The sequence below is a fragment of the Litorisediminicola beolgyonensis genome (genome assembly GCF_042679605.1).
Lineage (GTDB): Bacteria > Pseudomonadota > Alphaproteobacteria > Rhodobacterales > Rhodobacteraceae > Litorisediminicola > Litorisediminicola beolgyonensis.
Genome location: NZ_JBHTMU010000041.1, coordinates 1 through 16,466, shown reverse-complemented (window position 1 = coordinate 16,466; position 16,466 = coordinate 1). Strand labels below are relative to the sequence as shown.

The following is a 16,466-nucleotide window of genomic DNA, read 5'->3' as shown; positions in this document are numbered from 1 at the left end:
GCCATGGCCTTTAAATCCGCGATGCTAAACGGTCATGCGGGACCCGCTGCTTAACCGCTACCAATATCGGCCAGTAGCCGCCGCGGACCAGGTCGCGACCGGGGTCGCCCCATGCTGCCTGTCTCACCAGCCGAGAGCTGGCGCCAAGACTGCTTTGAACTCCCTGCCCGCCCACGCCTGGCAGTCAAGCGACCGTCGGCATTTCGAACCGAGGCAACGACCCGCAGGCTTGCAACGCAGTTCTATGCGGAGAAAGCTCCATCCTCAGGCAAGCTCACAAGGCTACTATTTGGTCAAAGCATCTAAGCGGACATCGGAAACAGATGCCCCTAGCCGGTGCGATACTGATCAGCCCCGCTCAGAGCCCGCTACCACTCGCGCCGGACGATGTCGCCGAACGCGTATCCCAGCATGAGCTCCGCTGTGTCCGGATGGAACACGTCGAGGTTACCGCGCACCCGCTCCGGTGCCCCGGCTTTGAGGCGGCCGAGCAGGGAGAGCGCACAGTTCAGCCGATCCGATGCTTCGCTCATGCGTCCACTCCCTTCATGCCTTCGGGCGTGTACCTGGCTCCCGCGACCGGCCTCTCGGAGAGACCAGCGTCGATATCGGCGAGATCGGAATCGGAGAGCGAAACCTTCGTCGCCCCTACGTTGTCGCGCAGGTATGCAGACCGCTTCGTGCCCGGGATGGGGACGATGTCCTCTCCCTGCGCGAGGAGCCAGGAGGGCGCGAGCTGCGCGGGCGTGCAGCCCTTCCGCTGCGCCAGTGTCGCGACGAGGTCGGCGATGCGGCGGTTCGCCTGCGCCGCGTCGTCCTGGAACCGTGGCAGCGAGGCGCGGAAGTCGCCCTCCTCGAACCGACCGTCCTGGAAGCGCCCGGTCAGGTAGCCGCGCCCGAGCGGCAAATAGGGCACGAACCCGATGCCAAGTTCCCGGCACGCTGGCAAAACGCTGTGCTCCGGACCGCGGGACCAAAGCGAATACTCGGTCTGCACCGCCGTCACCGGATGCACAGCATGGGCGCGCCTGAGCGTCTCGGCGCTGACCTCACAAAGGCCAATCCGAGCGATCTTGCCTGCGTCCACAAGGCGCGCAAGGCCCTCCATGGTCTCTTCGATGGGTCGATCCGGCTCGACCCGATGAACATAGAAGAGATCGATCCGTTCGATGCCGAGACGTCGCAACGAGCCTTCGCATGCCTGCCGCGCGTAGTCCGGCCGATTTTCCAGGCTGCGCCGATACTCGCCCGGCGCGCGGACGATTCCGAACTTCGTCGCGACTTTCATCGGCGCCGAGGTCTCTCTCAGGAAGAGACCGAGCAGCTCCTCGTTGTGATGCGGGCCATACATGTCCGCTGTGTCGAGAAAGTCGATCCCGAGCTCGGCGGCCTCGTGCAGGACGCGCAAGGACTCGTCGTCGTCAAGCGGTCCGTAAAACTCGCTCATGCCCATGCAACCGAGGCCGAGCGCCGAGACCGTGAAATCGGTGCCGAGTGTGCGTTGTTCCATGTCTCGCTCCTGTCTTGCGCGTTCGACACAGAGTTGGCATTTCCGACGAGGTGTGAAAATGGCCGGAAGTGGTAACGGGATTTCCAAAAATGGAAAGACAAGGCTTGGTGTGGGATGACGTCTCGGTGTTCCTTGCCGTCGCCCGGTCGGGCTCGCTCAGCGGCGCTGCCTCGGCGCTCTCCATCGGGCTGGCGACTGTGTCGCGTCGGGTCGAGCGGCTGGAAGCACATCTGGGCCGTCCGCTGTTCCTGAGGCACCACACGGGCTACCGGCTGACCGAAGACGGGGCGCAGCTGATCGAGCGCGCCGAAGAGATGGAAGCCGCCGCACGGGCCTTCGGAACGGGGCTTCCGGAAGCGCCCGAGGTCTCGGGAACGGTCCGCCTTGCAACCGCCGAGAACCTCGCGACGGCGCTCATCTTGCCCGCATTGCCACGCCTGCGCCGCGCGCATCCGCGGCTGACGCTAGAGATCGCGACCGATATCGCCACCGTGAACCTGCACCGTCGTGACGCGGACATCGCTCTGCGCATGATCAAGCCCGAACGCGGGCATGTGTCGGTGCAGCGAGTAGGAACACTCGGCTACGGCCTCTATGGCGCGCCATCATACCTGGAGGGCCGGGAGGTTATTCGTGAACTCGATCTCGAGCACGATGACCTCATCGCCTGGGCTGAGGGATACAGCCATCTTCCCGCCGCGCATTGGATCGAACGCGCCCTTCGCGGTCGGGCACCGGCACTCGCGACGACCTCGCTCGCAGCCCAAGTGACCGGCTGTGCCGCCGGACTGGGCCTCGCCGTTCTGCCACATCTTCTGGCGCGGCCGCGCGACCTGATCTGCCTGGACGCCGAACTCGGCATCGACCAGCCCATTTGGCTCGTAACGCAAACCGACCTAGCGTCCTCCCGCCGGGTCCAGGCCGTGGCCAGCTTCCTGCGCGAGGTCGTGTTGGAACAACGGAGCGCGCTCAGCGAGGCGGGCACCTAGTAGACCATGCTTGAGGCACAGCCGCCGAGGCCGGACGAATTTCGAAAAGCGTCCGTTCATCGCAATTGCAGCAGTGGCGGAAATGGTTTCAAGAAGGCTCGCTACGCCTGAGCGGAAGGCGCTTCTGGTTGCCTGAAGCGACGTCGCTCACGGCCCATTGCCGACCTTGGGACTGGGCGACCACGCCGCGGCGCAGCATCGCCGAAGCGGTCGTTCGTGCGTCGCGCCGTATTTTTCGACGGTCGAAGTCCGTTAAGCGGACGAAACGGACTTTTGCTGCGTATGCACCGGTGTCTGCTTTGCTACCGTTCTTGTGGTGGAGTGTCTTTCAGGCGAATGACGACAGCTTCTATTTGTTCACGACTCCACTTGGAATGATGCCGCTGCGTACCTGCAGGGCGGTTCGACAATCCAAGGTTGGTTTGTCCACCCTCCGCTCTGACAGGGCGAATGGGGCGCTGAGAGAACCCGCCTCCGCATGTCGGACAAACATTTTGGAGTGTATCTCGAACACAGTCAGCGCAGTAGGTGCATTCATAGCTGCAAATCATCGCATTGAGGGAGTGTGGGGGCAAGTTGCGGTCACACAACTCGCAGTTTGGCCGAATTTCCAGCATTATACATCTCCATTCCGTTTCCGCCTTGATAGCCAAGGAGATTGCCTGGCATAAATGACAATATGCCCGCTTATTCTGCCAACACATTCCATACACCTCGACCCGTCGCCTTCCTGTTGTTTGAAGGCACCAAGCTGTTGGATTTCGCTGGCCCATTGCAGGTGTTTTGTGATGCCAGAACACGCGACGGAGCCAAGGCCTATGACGTGCATCTTTTGTCCGAGACAGGCGGATGTCTGCGAACCGACACCGTTTGTCAGATAGAAACATCGCCGCTAGCTGCGCACCAAGATGCTGCTTGGGATACCGTACTCGTCTCCGGTGGTCGCAGTGCCTATGAGGCGATGAACTCAGAGCCGTTACGTGATTTCATCAATAAGTCTTCCACCAGTTGCAGAAGGCTTGGATCGGTTTGCTTGGGTGCCTTCGTATTGGCCGCAGGTGGTCATCTGTCCGGTCGATCAGCGACAACGCATTGGGATGGATGTTCTAAGCTCAGCGCCGATTATCCCGACGTCAACGTGCAAGACGATTCTATCTACGTTGAAGACAACGGGATTTGGACATCTGCAGGTGTCACTGCTGGGATCGACATGGCAATCGAAATGGTTCGGCGAGACCTCGGGCCAGCTGAGGCGCTTCGCATCGCAAAGTCGCTAGTGCTGCCAATGGTTCGCAGCGGTGGACAAAGACAGTTCAGCAGAGCCCTGGCCGCTCAAGCAAGTGGAAATGGTGACCGTTTTGGTGACCTTATTGCGTCACTGACCGAAAATCTGCGAAACCGGAAATCAGTCGCAGAAATGGCGACCGAAGTAGGTATGAGCGAACGGAACTTCGCGCGGCGGTTTTCCGAAGAAATTGGCGTCAGTCCGGCCCAATTCGTGGAAAGACTTCGCGTCGAACATGCAGCAAATTTGTTACATCAGCCCGGCGTTCACCTTTCGGTCGTGCAGATTGAAGCGGGTTTTACCAGTCAGGAGAACATGCGCCGTGCGTTTCAAAGGCAGTACGGAGTATCACCTTCCTCTTATGCGGCGAAGTTCGCTGCCCCCTCCGCCGAATAGCCGACATTCATACAGTGTGCAGCATCAGTCGAAACGGGCTCGAAGCGGTCATGCGGCGGCGCAACGGCCGGTGCCGACGACATCGGCCAGGTCCGACGTCGCTCTCGGCCAATTGCCGACCTTGGGACTGGGCGACCACGCCGCGGCGCAGCCTCACCGAAGTGGTCTTTGGTGCGTCGCACAGCTTTTTGCGACGGCCGACGTCGGCTGAGAGGTCAAACTTGCCATTCGAGCGCATCGCAAGGTATCTTCGCATGAGCTTTGGAGATGAAAACAAAATATGGCCAAGTCGATAAATCTGGCGGCAAAGCTCGCAACATTTGACGAAAAATGGTCTCCGCGCACTGTTGCATCCTTTAATGGTCACGACGTCATGGTCGTAAAGGTCGAGGGAGAATTCAGGTGGCATTCCCACGCAGACACCGATGATTTCTTCCTTGTTCTTTCAGGTGAAATCGAAATCCGGCTCAGGGACGGACCCGTCACCGTGGCAGCGGGAGAGATGTTCGTCGTTCCTAAAGGTGTCGAACATTGCCCGTTCGCCGAAAAGGAAGCTCATCTGTTGCTGATCGAGCCGACGGGAACACCCAACACTGGCGATAACGGAACTGCCGCTGGCCGGAAAGTCATCTAAGCGACCGACCAAATCGGGCTCGAAGCGGAGATGCGGCAACTCGGCGCGCCGGCGGGCTGACGGCAACCATCAACCGCCGTCGCTTCCGGCCCAATGCTACCGTTCGCCTCTTGGTCGAAAACTGTGATTCAGCTTCACCAAAACAGTCAATCATGCGTCGCGCAGCATTTTCCGACGGCCGACCCCGGCTGAGCGGACAGAGTGAACATTCGCTGCGGCTGTGCCAACGGCTGATCATGGCAGTCCGCCTGAAAGGGTCGTTTTTGGAAGGCGTGCAGTTTCGACTATATGGTAAACGCTTTGACCTCGACCCCCGGCGCATGACGGCCAGTTGTGGATAACGTAAAGATTTCATACCCAGTTGCCGTCACGCCGATTGAATGTTCGAATTGCGCTGACAGCGATCGATCGCGGGTGACTACAGTCCAGTCATCGGGAAGCAACTTCACGTCTCCGCGCCCCAGATTGATCATCGGCTCCACCGTGAAAATCATACCCTCGCGCAACTCGGGACCTGCGCCTGGCCAGCCAAAATTGAGAATATTGGGGGAGTCGTGAAAGACCTGCCCGATCCCGTGTCCGCAGAAGTCACGCACCACGCCCGTGCGTTCCGACCGTGCATAGGCCTGAATCGCGTGGCCGATGTCGCCAAGGTGTGCGCCGGGACGGACAGCTTCAATTCCACGCCTCATCGCTTCGTGCGCAATCTGTATCAGTCGCTCGGCTGCCCGGGTTGGCTTGCCCACAGCAAACATGCGACTTGAATCGCCAAACCAGCCATCAAGGATCAGCGTCACGTCGACGTTGACAATATCGCCGGTGCGCAAGGTTTTCTCGTTTGGAAAGCCATGACAAACGACATGATTTACAGAAGTGCAGCAGGCATACGCATACCCTTTATACCCAAGCGTCGCGGGCATGGCGTCGTGTGAAGCAGCAAAGTCGAGGACATAGGTATTGATATCAGCCAACGGCATGTCGTCTTTGATGATGTCGGCCACCCCGTCCAGGCACCTCGCCGTCAGGTGGCCAGCGCGGCGCATCCCCTCAAAGGCATCCGGGCCATAAAGTTTGATGCTCTCGGTAAAGTTTGATGCTCTCGGTCCGCCGTGCCTGCTGGGCAGGCGGAGCTACCGGCACATCGATGTAGGTGTCCATAAGGCGTCCCTCGCGTTGCCTGCACCTTTTTGGACGGATCGCGTCAGATCTAAAAGTGCATTGCCGAAATATACGATTCGTATATGTTTCATATGTAGGCAAGGAAAAGACAGATCAATGGGTATCGTAAAAATCGGCGAGGAAATGCATGAGGAACTGCGCAAGGCGAGTGCTGTCATGTGTCGTTCGATCAATGCGCAGGCAGAATTTTGGATGAAGATCGGCATGTTGGCTGAGTCTCACCCCACGATGACTTTCACGGAGATCATCGCGCAGCAACTCAATGACGCTGACGTGCAACTGCCCCACGTCGACGCTGCCTAACCTGGCGTATACCGCATCGCAAAACCACTGTTTTGGGAGTATGGGCAGACCACCATATCCGACGCCACCGAAAATCGGCGTCCGAAACCAAGGGGTTGTTGAACGTGTCTGGCGCTTTTGCGATAGCAGCCATTCGCTCCGTAGCAGAATCCCGGCAAAACGGGCTCGAAGCCGACATGCGGCAGTGCAGCGCCTCGAACGCCTGGCAACCGTCGACTGCCGTCGCTTCCGGCCCGTTGCGGACCTTCGTCGACATCATCGCCTTCGCCCCTGCGAGACACCGGACCGGCCATTCGCCGCAGTTGCGAATAAGACAGCCTCGAACACGGAACTCCGGCGATTTTGATTATACGATCCTAACGCTTCTGTATGGCACCCAATAAATGTAGTGGGAATTTCAGGTTAATCACTATAGTTTGATAGATTCAGGAAAGAACGATGCAATCTGATCCGCCTCTTCCTGACTTTTCATCAGGCGAACACATACGAGATTCTTCTTTGTCCGTGAGCACGCAACATAAATAAGTTTCTTTGATGCTACTTCCCGCTTTGACTCTGGAATCTCTTTCGTAAAGCAGCTTGTGAAATCATACTCTGTCGTCCAGCCATATTCGTCGATAACGAGAAGCACGTTCTCAATGCCCGTTCCTTTCGTCTTGTGCATCGTGGAAAACTGGCCTTCGTTGCCCTCATACTCATAGAACGCCCTTACCTCGCTAAGCGCGAGTTCCGTAGAAAATAAAGATTCAAGAAAATTCCTCTGTTTCAGGTCATTGAATCTGTCGTCGTATTCCTGTTCCAGCATCTCAACGCTGATGTGCTTCATACTCGTGGCGGCCACCTCCTTTTTCATTTGGAGTTTGGTACGGTGGCCGTTCCGGTGTAGTTCTTCAAATTCGGCAAAAACGGGATCAACTGAAAGCTTTGCCAAAATCTCGTCGCGGCGATCAACAAATGCCTTGTGGCTGTCTGAAACTCGTATCAAGCCGCATTCGGCGGAATACTCTATGGCCTCATAGGCGGCGCGATCCTTCGATCCGAACGAGTGAAGCATTTTATCGAGCTTGGCCTTATCTGCGACTGACGTAATAGAATATCCACGCTTGCGTAATCTCGCGATCAAACGGTTATATGAGCGCCTGTCGCCTGGCAAACTCCTGTACAGAGCAACCAGGTCAAACAGTTCGCCAAACTGCAATCTGTCAAGCGTCTTGCGCATGCGGTCCCGTGGCTCTGAATATCGATCATCGAAGATCTTATATAGCTTTCCAAACCCGACATCGTTCGCAATAGACTTATTCGTTAGTTTCAACTGAACGTAGCCCGGATAATCAGACGCTATTTTTTCAACCAACGCATCAAGTGCACTTCTGAACAATGCCACATTTGTCTTCCGGTCTTCCACTTTATCTCCCGTATCAACCTCCGCAGGAGCCAAGTCGTAAATCAGCTTCACGCTACCCTGGCGGCTGTCAAGGGTTTCAAGAGTTCCGTTATCCAGAGATTTCAACGCCACATCCTGCTTTAGACCGTCCGTCCGAAACTTATTGCTAAAATCAATGACCTGCGGGGAGCACCGATATTTGTCCTCCTTTACGACAAGAATGAGTTCTTTGGCATCGATATGTGACTGAGCGCTTCCTATGCCATCTGAGTAAATGGCCTGTTCGGAGTCACCGAACAACCCGATGACAGTCTTTGCGTCTTCTGGCAAACAGCGCAGAAGGACGCGAACGACATCTGCACTTGTATCCTGATACTCGTCAATAAAGATGCAGTCATGCCGATCCGATACGATCCTACCCAGCATCGGGAAGCCTTCAAGCATATGGCAGGCCAACGTGATCAGGCCATCATGGCCGTATGAAAGATCGTTGAAGTTGTCAAAGGCGGTATCATTGTAGAAAAACTCGTTCGGCTGTCTCGACGCCAGCTTGTCGCGGATTTCTTTGTTGACCTCGCCAATCAGCTCATTGAGCTGCAAATTGTATGTGTCGGGTTCCTTGTCGTATTCCCGTTTTCCGGTAACCTTCGATGTATCTTCACCGAGTACCGTCCTACGGCGGTTCTCGAGCTGGCTGTGCGCTTTCTTGAACCGGTCGTGCTCCTCTTTTTTCCTCAGCTTTTCGTCGCCGTTATAGTGATCATCTCCTAGGGAAACAAACTCGGGCAATATGAAGAGCTTCGGAAAGACTTGTTGGATGTTCTTTTTGAATGGCCAAATAACCTCGCCCAAGAACGAGTGAATTGTTGAAACCAAGATATCGCCAGATACACGATCGGCAATTTCGTCTGCTGCTTTGTTCGTATGAGTGATGCACGCAATACGGTGGCTTGGGTTGGCCTCCAGAACCTTTTGAACGACCCTTTTGAGGCTCTCTGTCTTTCCGCTTCCGGCGCCGCCTTGAAGAACGAAGTTCTCGCCACAGGAAACAAGCTCTGCGATCCGGTCTACCGGATTCAGTTTTTGTGAATCCATTTCAAACCATCCATGATATATTTCGGAATACGCCAGCTTTCGCCTTCTGCAAGCGCCAAGTATAAAACCGATCCGGAAAAATCGGATTTCTTTCCGAGTATCTGAGTTGTGAGAGTGTAAAAATCATTACCTCTGAATTCATCCAGCTTGTCCCTGTTTTTCAAACCCGCCAACATATTCTTACGGGCCTTGACTTTATCCAAGTTGATCGAAATGAATGCGTCTTCAAAACTTCTTGCGTGGTAGCCGTCCTCCGCAAGCTGGTAGGCAAGCACAATCTGCCCTTCGCCCGAAGAGGCAGTTCCATCTACCAGACGCTTATGCCAGTCCGAGAAGTCCTTCTCTTCCTTTGGATCAGGGGCTGACGGGAAGTGCTTTAGGGTTTCATTTGAGGTGTGGCTCGACTCTGCAACAGGACAGGCGGGATAGCTGGTCTTTCCAGTCTTCTCACTGACAACAGCTTTGGTTGTGTCGATATCGGTGATTGCCAATGTACGAACGCCAATGAATTCAAGGAACGGAGCAAACGCACGCGCATTGGCGCCGACTTCAAGAACGGATATGTTCTGCGAAGACAGCCCGCTCTCCGCCGTCTCATCGACATTTTCCTTGTCATGCATCTCAATGAACAGGGGAAGCAGAATGCGTTCCGTGGTTCCCTCGATGAAGATAGCTTTGCTTGCAAAGAACAGTTCAGCAGAGTTGATTGTGAGATACTATTTGAGAAACTGAAAAAGCGTGGCCCCGTCCGCTCCAAGCTCATCGTACCTGGCGCTCAGATCTCTGTGGAAATTCTTGATCGTGACTGGTTCCGTCGGGGACAGCCGTGAAAGATACCTGATGTCCTCAAAGTTCGATTTGGATACAATGTGAGAAGAATGGGTTGTCAGCAGAGCCTGCAAGTTTGGAATCTGTGAGATCAATCCGTGAATTTTGTCCGCGAAGACATACTGCATCTGCGGATGCGTGTGTGCTTCGGGTTCTTCGATAAGCAGAAGGTTCAGCGGGGCGTTTCGTCTGGCAAAGTCCTCACGGCACAACTCGATCTGCAAGAGAAGATAAAGGACATTAAGGTACCCGAGGCCGCTATAGTGCTCAGGAAGATAATTGTCGGTATCGCCATATATAACTTGGGATGATGTTTCGATAAGAGATTGTGATTGGATGTTGGAGACAACCTTTAGATCGCCGAGTTCCAGGAAGTCGCGTGAGCTTTTGAGGAAGTCTCCGAAAACCCGCGCATACTGCTCTCCAAGCTGATCATCGATGTTGGCCAACATTGATCTGAGTTTTTCAATGCTGTCATCGCCTGACCCGGCAGTCTCTTCGTCGTCATCGTCATTGGTCTCGATATCGCGTTTTTGAAAGAACTTTTTAGATATCGCTGACAGAGGCTTGGCGCCACGTCCCGCGTCTTCCGAACTTGCAACATTTCTGCGGGCATGAATGACTTGATAATTCAATAGCGCCCGCACCTCTGATCGTTCTTTCTCCTCCAGTTGGTCGCGGTGCACCAGGTAGTATGGCGTTTCCTCAGTGTACCCAAAATCATCAAAAGCATAAACTTTAATATCCAAAAACTTTCGGCTGAGATTATTTTCAATGAACTTCTTTCGCTCTTTTGAGTCTGCCGGTAGCACGCGAAGAAGTTTCTTCTTGTCGATGCAGCATTCAAAAAGGATACTGGTATGTCGCCGTGTTGGATCAAGGTCAAGCATAAATTCGGAGAGTATAGCGAGGTTATCAGTCTCGTCGTAAGCTATGCGCAGAACCAGCCTGATCGCGAGTTCCTCGATATTTGTCTCATCATCAATACTGAGCACTTTCTCCCTTATTGGTGTCGGAAAGTCAGTGTAGGTGAATTGTTCGGGCTTTTCTAAAAACCTTTCCAGCAGAACAGCAAAGGATGTTTTCCCGGTGTTGTTTTTGCCTACAAGAAGCGTTGTCTTTTTTCGCATATCCAGGCAGCAATCTTGTAGGAGCCGAAAGTTTTCAATTTTGATCTGTTCAATATACATGTCGAGAATACGCCTGATTTGCGGTCCGTTTCTGGAGCCGAGATTTACTCATTAGAATATCATGCGACACTCTGGCGTTCAAAGTGTAGTTGCGGCTCCAAGTCGACTTGCAACGCAGCAGGGCAATGCTGGGCTTCAAGGTCGCCTGAATGTCGGTATCCAACATTGTTGCGTAGCTGGCTCGCATGAGCAGCGAACTTCCGCTTTCCGCCCAAGTCGGACACTGAGGAGCGGCGCAGAGAAACGCCGTTCGTATCTCACATCGCTTGCGCCCACCGCAGCGTGAAGCACTGAACTCGAGGTATGGAGCGCCCATCGCAAAACGCAAATGCAGCTTCCGTCAGCATTCCCAGACAACGTTTTTCGCCTGGCACATGTGGGCAAGCATGTACCGCTGCGCGAAAGACATTCCGAACGCGATCCAATCTGCGCCGTCCTGCGCGCCTGCACTCCATTCCGCCTCGTCCCCATGACCTACCGCCACGCTGCCTCTGCCCTGATCGTAGTGGATCGTGCGCGTGCCCTCCATGAAACCCGACAGGCTCTGCTCCCAGACTTCGCCGTGCCAGAGCAGCTTCAGTCTGCCACGGCGCGCGTCGTAGTCTGCCGTGAAGAGGGTTCCGAAGCCTTCGCCATGTCTGCGCTGATACAGGGGCGCGCCGAGAAACTGGTCTCCGAGGTCGCCGGGCGCGGTGCCGTCGCGGAGCAGCCGGGACATGTGCGTCCGTCGCTCCAGGGTGCGCGTGAACGCCGGGCGGTCGGCCGGTTCGGAGCCGTGCTGGTGGTTCGTGGCGATGGCCTCGTTCATGCGTCTCATGCCGCCGCCGGGCAGGAGTTCGACCGAAGCGACCTGACCCGATGCATCCGCAAGCACGAGGTTATAGGCCATGTGCGACGGGAGCCGGGCCAATACCCTCAGCGCGGCGTCTACCGTATCGCAGGTCTCCAGCAGATACCGGACGATATGGGTGATGCCGAAGCCGCGACCGGTCGTGCCGCGCCCGCCATAGGCCAGAGCGACACAGAACCCGGCATCGTTGATCCCGTCGGAGAGGCCCCAGAGAAACTCGACCATGCCCATGACGGGCCGCCGCCAGGCGCTGCGCAGCAGGAGACCCTCGTTCAGATCGGGCGATAGGTCATAGTTGCGGACAAGCCGGACCTCGCCGTCTCTCGCATGGGCAGCGAGCGAGCAGCCGCCGAGATAGGCGGGCGGACACCAGCCCGAGAGAAACCGGGCGGCGCGGTCGCCGCCGCCTGCAAGCCTCGACAATTCCGCGTGGACCTCGGCAAGCTCGGGCATATGGCGGCGGATCGCCGCTTCACAGTCGGTACGCGACGGGCCCCGGTCGCCACCGCGGGCCGTGAACCACGCCTTGTAGGCGGGCCAGGACCAGGTCCATCGCTTGAGCCACTTGGCGCCGGGACGGTCCTCGGAGACCGCTTCGAATGTCAGGCTGCCGCTCATGACCGCACCTCCGTGCCAGCGGTCAGAAAGAACCGGACCATCTCGACCGAGGCCTCTGGCCCGTTGGGATCGGTGTGGCTGCCCTCTGCCGCGCCGCCTGACCAGGCATGGGCGATGCCGCCGAGCGACCATTTCTCGGCCACGACCGCCCCACCGGCATCGCGGAACAGGGTCACGGTCGCGCCTGTGGTCGAGCGGTCCTCGATCTCGGAATGCGGGCCCATGCCCAGCGCTCCCGCGATCACTGCGTCCGCGTTTGCGGGCGCGACGGTCGTGTCGGCGCTGCCGTGGAAGACGATGGCGCGCACCGGATCTCCGCGTCGCCCGGGTGCCGCAGCGCCCTGCCCGCGCATCGCGGCGAGCGCACTTGGCAGATCGCGGGCCGCACCGGCGGCCAGCCCGGAATGCACGCCGATCGCCGAGAAGACCTCCGGGTAGGTCGCCCCCAGAATGGCCGCCATCGCGCCACCGGCCGAGAGCCCGGCCGCGAAGATCGCACCGCGGGCGACGCCGAACTCCTCCGACACCTGCAGCGCGAGACCGGCGAGAAGCGCAGGCTCCCCCGCGCCCCGCGCCTGATCCTCGGGGCGGAACCAGTTCCAGCAGCCCATCTGGTTCGCCTGCCGCGCCTGGTCGGGGTAGATCACGATCAGGTTGTTCTCCTCGGCAACGAGGTTCATCCGCGTGCCGACGGCGAAATCATCGGCGGTCTGCGTGCAGCCATGCAGCATCACGACGAGGCCCTGCGGCGCCTCCGCACGTGCCGACGGCACGAAGAGACGGTAGTCGCGCGTCCCGTGGGGTGAGGCATGCGTCCGGGCCTCGTAGCGCGCACCGACCGGCACCGAGGGTTTGAGCGACGAGACCCGGTCTTTGGGGGCTCCTGCACGTCGAGCCGAGGCGAGCGCGTCGATGACCTGACCGAAGGACTGCCGGGTCCGCGCCTTGGGGCGTGGGGCTGGCTGCCCGCTGCCCGCGTGGGCGCCGCTCAGCGTATCCTGGATGAGGCGCGTCGCCTCGAGGGTTGAACCGGCGCGCGTGAGATCGAGCGCCCGGCCCATGGCCGTCGCGAAACTGTCGTTCATCTTGGTGTCCTTTTGAGCGAGGCCTCTGCCTCAGGCGATGCGATCCTTCAGGGCCGCCTTGATGTCGCGCGACGCCTGCAAAGCGCCGAGCACGTGAATTGATCCAATGGTCGCGAGCGCCAGGTCCACCGGCACATCCGACGCGATCCGCGCCAGTCCGACGACGCGGATGTCGAGAACCTCGTTGCGGTCCTTCGCGGCCTCGAGATCGGCCCGCGTCAGGTCGAGCAGACCGACCTCCATCCGCTGCCGCTTGACCGACTGTGCGACCTGCTCCTGCTCGGCGGCAAGCTGGTTGCGAATTGCCGTCCGGATGAAATCGGTCCGGTTTGAATAGAACCCGTCACGCACCAGAAGATCGATCCGGCCAAGATCGACATGGCCGAGGTTTATCGTGATCTTCTCGTTGTCGGAAGGTCTGAGCTGGTGAATCTTTGGCATCGCTATCTCCATCCACTTGGATGGTATATGGATGTTTAACCTGCCTCTGCAAGTCTCGATTTTGTCGGAGGCCTGAAAACCGCCGCCCGCACTCCGAGATGGCGGCCCGGGAATCCCTGCAGATCGGTGCCGATCTCACCCTGCCGCCTGCTCGCAGTGTGCGGAAGCGTTGCATTCAGCATCCAGCAACCGCCCGTGATCCCTGCACAATTGCGGCGGTCCATCGCTCGTCGTCCGAATGAGCCTCTTCGGCCGCGTCTAGGCCTAGCTATCGAAGAAAAGATCGACCGGATCGACGGCCGCCATGAGTCGGCGTCTCAGGCGTGTTCTGTTGCGGTTCGGAGGATAGCGCGGGTCTGACCAGCGACCTGTGAGCCCGTCGCGCACGGCGCCAGGATCGGCTTTGGCCCTGGCTGGAGCCTCTGACTCGGCCTCGTGCGAATTTCGCATCATGCGAAATTTGCGATGTCCGTTTCGTGGGAAACTATCAGATTTTCCATCTTGTCGTTTTACCAAAAGTTTTACCGAAAAACCTAATGCACTGATTTTAATATCATTTGCCAAGTTGCCGGGCCTGCCAACTCCACCGGACCCGAACGCCAGGACGACCCGTCCCGCCCTGCCCCTCGAAGACGCAGAAATGCCGGTGCCTCTTGATCCACCGCAAAGTGAGTGTGCCGCGCGCGCACTAAACTGGCGCGGACTGGATTGGAGAGACCCGGATGCCCGCATCGCGCCGCCTTGCCCTCACGGCCTGCCCGGCTTGTGACCTTCGCCCAATCTCAGGCGGGCGGCCGTGAGCGAGGCGGAGATCGTCTTTCGCTCGGAAGGGCTGACCAAGGTCTACGAGACCGGTGGCGGTCAGGTCTTTGCGCTCTCGGGCGTCGATCTCGAACTCTATGGTGGCGAGCTGACCGTGCTTCTCGGTCCGTCGGGCAGCGGCAAGTCGACGCTTCTGAACATCCTCGGTGGGCTCGACCACGCCTCCGAGGGCCGGGTCTGGTTCCGCGACCTGGAGCTCACTGGGCTGGGCGACCGGGGGCTCACGCGGTTCCGCCGCGACCATGTCGGCTTCGTCTTCCAGTTCTACAATCTCGTCCCAAGCCTCACCGCGCGCGAGAACGTGCAGCTCGTCACCGATATCGCGCGGCATCCGATGTCGCCGGAAGAGGCGCTCGACCGGGTCGGTCTGTCCCACCGGATGGACCATTTCCCCGCCGAGCTTTCGGGCGGCGAGCAGCAGCGCGTCGCCATCGCCCGCGCGGTCGCCAAACGCCCCGAGGTGTTGCTCTGCGACGAGCCGACGGGCGCGCTCGACAGCCAGACCGGCATCCAGGTGCTCGAAGTTCTCAAGCAGATCAACCAGGAGCTCGGCACTTCGACCGTCGTCATCACCCATGCCGCCGCGATCCGGAAGATCGCGCATCGGGTGATCTGGTTCCAGGACGGCCGCATCGCCCGGATCGAGGCCAACGAGACCCGGCTCGAACCCGGAGACATCGCATGGTGAGAGGGATCGAGGCGCTCGACCGCAAGCTCCTGCGCGACTTCGCCCGGCTCTGGGCGCAGTTCCTCGCCATCGCGCTGGTGCTGGCGGGCGGCGTGGCGGTGCTTCTCATGTCCTTCGGCATGTCCCGCGCGCTCGAGGAGACCCGGGACACCTATTACGAGCGCAATCGCTTCGCCGATGTCTTCGTCGATGCCCGCAGCGTGCCGCAGTCGATGCTGCAGATCCTCCGCGAGATCGACGGCGTCACCGCGCTCGAGGCGCGGGTCACGAGCCACGCGACGCTCGACATTCCCGGTAAGATCGATGCGACCGTCGCCTATGTCGCGTCGCTGCCGACGGGCGAGCCGCTCCTGAACCTGCCGCTCCTGCGGATGGGGAGCTGGCCCGATCCCGCCGCGATCGACGAGGTGATGCTGAACGCGCCCTTCGGCGAGGCCAACGGTCTCTACCCGGGCGACGAGATCTCGGCGGTCCTGAACGGCACCAAGCGGCGGCTGACGGTGACCGGATGGGCGCTCTCGCCCGAGTTCATCTACACGATCGGCCCCGGCAGCCTCGTCCCCGACAACGAGAATTACGGTATCCTCTGGATGCCCGAGCGGGCGCTGGCCGCCCTTCTGGACCGCACCGGGGCCTTCGACAATCTCACGCTGAAGCTGCGCCCCGACGCCCGCCCCGAGCCGGTGATCGACGCGCTCGACCGGCTTCTGGAGCCATACGGCGCCTGGGGCGCCATCGACCGCAGCGAACAGGTCTCGAACGCCTTCATCGACGGCGAGATCACCCAGCTCCGGACGCTGGCCTATATCCTGCCGCCCCTCTTTCTGGGGATCACGGTCTTTCTGGTGAACATGGTGATCGGGCGGATCGTGTTTTTGGAACGCGCCGAGATCGGCCTTCTCAAGGCGCTCGGCTACTCGAACGGGGCGATCCTCTTTCACTACCTGCTGCTTGCCGGGCTCGTGGCCTCGGTCGGCGTGGTGATCGGCTTCGCGGCGGGCAGCTGGCTGAGCTACGGGCTGGCGCGGCTCTATGCGCGGTTCTTCGAGTTTCCCTACCTGATCTACAACATCTCCTGGAACACCTACCTGGTCGCCGGGCTCCTCGGGATCGCCGCCGCCACGGTCGGAGCCGCACGGGCGGCCTGGCGCGCGGCCCGGCTGGCGCCC

At 58.8% G+C, this 16,466-nt stretch carries 16 protein-coding genes; 6 read left to right on the top strand and 10 right to left on the bottom strand.

Annotated features, from left to right (window positions below; genetic code table 11):
• Window positions 1–368 precede the first annotated feature (368 nt).
• Together ACFQ4E_RS17310 and ACFQ4E_RS17305 are read right to left on the bottom strand one after the other, a co-directional pair.
• Window positions 369–533: a hypothetical protein gene (locus ACFQ4E_RS17310; protein WP_386805786.1), complete on the bottom strand. Its 165-nt coding sequence runs from the start codon at window positions 531–533 to the stop codon at window positions 369–371.
• Entirely contained in the window at window positions 530–1,510 is a 981-nt protein-coding gene (locus ACFQ4E_RS17305; protein ID WP_386805785.1) for an aldo/keto reductase, read from the bottom strand. Before ACFQ4E_RS17305 ends, ACFQ4E_RS17310 begins: the two co-directional genes overlap by 4 nt.
• Window positions 1,511–1,617: 107 nt before the next feature.
• Here ACFQ4E_RS17305 and ACFQ4E_RS17300 point away from each other — a divergent pair, with 107 nt between their 5' ends.
• Window positions 1,618–2,499, top strand: a complete 882-nt coding sequence (locus ACFQ4E_RS17300) for a LysR family transcriptional regulator (protein ID WP_386805784.1) — start codon at window positions 1,618–1,620, stop codon at window positions 2,497–2,499.
• A gap of 302 nt (window positions 2,500–2,801) precedes the next feature.
• Here ACFQ4E_RS17300 and ACFQ4E_RS17295 read toward each other — a convergent pair whose 3' ends face one another.
• Window positions 2,802–3,116, bottom strand: coding sequence for a DUF1272 domain-containing protein (locus tag ACFQ4E_RS17295; protein WP_386805783.1), 315 nt, complete (start codon window positions 3,114–3,116; stop codon window positions 2,802–2,804).
• Between the two features lie 62 nt (window positions 3,117–3,178).
• On the opposite strand from ACFQ4E_RS17295, the gene ACFQ4E_RS17290 reads away from it, so the two are divergent.
• Both ACFQ4E_RS17290 and ACFQ4E_RS17285 read left to right on the top strand, forming a co-directional pair.
• Window positions 3,179–4,180 (top strand): GlxA family transcriptional regulator, encoded by a 1,002-nt coding sequence (locus ACFQ4E_RS17290; RefSeq protein WP_386805782.1) that lies wholly within the window; start codon window positions 3,179–3,181, stop codon window positions 4,178–4,180.
• Window positions 4,181–4,460: 280 nt separating this feature from the next.
• Entirely contained in the window at window positions 4,461–4,814 is a 354-nt protein-coding gene (locus ACFQ4E_RS17285; protein ID WP_386805781.1) for a cupin domain-containing protein, read from the top strand.
• Window positions 4,815–5,098: 284 nt separating this feature from the next.
• Here ACFQ4E_RS17285 and map read toward each other — a convergent pair whose 3' ends face one another.
• Entirely contained in the window at window positions 5,099–5,857 is a 759-nt protein-coding gene (gene map, locus ACFQ4E_RS17280; protein WP_386805780.1) for a type I methionyl aminopeptidase, read from the bottom strand.
• 232 nt (window positions 5,858–6,089) lie between these two features.
• Here map and ACFQ4E_RS17275 point away from each other — a divergent pair, with 232 nt between their 5' ends.
• Entirely contained in the window at window positions 6,090–6,296 is a 207-nt protein-coding gene (locus ACFQ4E_RS17275; RefSeq protein ID WP_386805778.1) for a ParD-like family protein, read from the top strand.
• Window positions 6,297–6,705: 409 nt separating this feature from the next.
• On the opposite strand, the gene ACFQ4E_RS17270 is transcribed toward ACFQ4E_RS17275, so the two are convergent.
• The 6 genes from ACFQ4E_RS17270 to ACFQ4E_RS17245 form a co-directional block, all read right to left on the bottom strand.
• On the bottom strand, window positions 6,706–8,775 hold the full coding sequence (locus ACFQ4E_RS17270) for a UvrD-helicase domain-containing protein (RefSeq protein ID WP_386805776.1): 2,070 nt from the start codon (window positions 8,773–8,775) through the stop codon (window positions 6,706–6,708).
• Entirely contained in the window at window positions 8,757–9,467 is a 711-nt protein-coding gene (locus tag ACFQ4E_RS17265) for a TOPRIM nucleotidyl transferase/hydrolase domain-containing protein (RefSeq protein ID WP_386805803.1), read from the bottom strand. The genes ACFQ4E_RS17270 and ACFQ4E_RS17265 overlap by 19 nt, the downstream gene beginning before the upstream one ends.
• A 24-nt stretch (window positions 9,468–9,491) precedes the next feature.
• Window positions 9,492–10,793: an ATP-binding protein gene (locus ACFQ4E_RS17260; protein WP_386805774.1), complete on the bottom strand. Its 1,302-nt coding sequence runs from the start codon at window positions 10,791–10,793 to the stop codon at window positions 9,492–9,494.
• Between the two features lie 340 nt (window positions 10,794–11,133).
• Window positions 11,134–12,261 carry a C45 family autoproteolytic acyltransferase/hydolase gene (locus ACFQ4E_RS17255; protein ID WP_386805772.1) on the bottom strand — a complete coding sequence of 376 codons (1,128 nt, stop codon included), beginning with the start codon at window positions 12,259–12,261 and terminating at the stop codon, window positions 11,134–11,136.
• The gene (locus ACFQ4E_RS17250; RefSeq protein WP_386805770.1) at window positions 12,258–13,346 is read right to left on the bottom strand and encodes an extracellular catalytic domain type 1 short-chain-length polyhydroxyalkanoate depolymerase; all 1,089 of its coding nucleotides are present in this window, start codon (window positions 13,344–13,346) and stop codon (window positions 12,258–12,260) included. The genes ACFQ4E_RS17255 and ACFQ4E_RS17250 overlap by 4 nt, the downstream gene beginning before the upstream one ends.
• Before the next feature lie 30 nt (window positions 13,347–13,376).
• Entirely contained in the window at window positions 13,377–13,787 is a 411-nt protein-coding gene (locus tag ACFQ4E_RS17245) for a CopG family transcriptional regulator (protein WP_386805768.1), read from the bottom strand.
• A gap of 796 nt (window positions 13,788–14,583) precedes the next feature.
• Here ACFQ4E_RS17245 and ACFQ4E_RS17240 point away from each other — a divergent pair.
• Both ACFQ4E_RS17240 and ACFQ4E_RS17235 read left to right on the top strand, forming a co-directional pair.
• A complete protein-coding gene (locus tag ACFQ4E_RS17240) occupies window positions 14,584–15,297 on the top strand; it encodes an ABC transporter ATP-binding protein (RefSeq protein WP_386805766.1) in 714 nt (237 codons plus the stop codon).
• A partial coding sequence (locus tag ACFQ4E_RS17235; protein WP_386805764.1) for an ABC transporter permease occupies window positions 15,291–16,466 on the top strand: 1,176 nt, incomplete at its 3' end. The genes ACFQ4E_RS17240 and ACFQ4E_RS17235, both read left to right, overlap by 7 nt.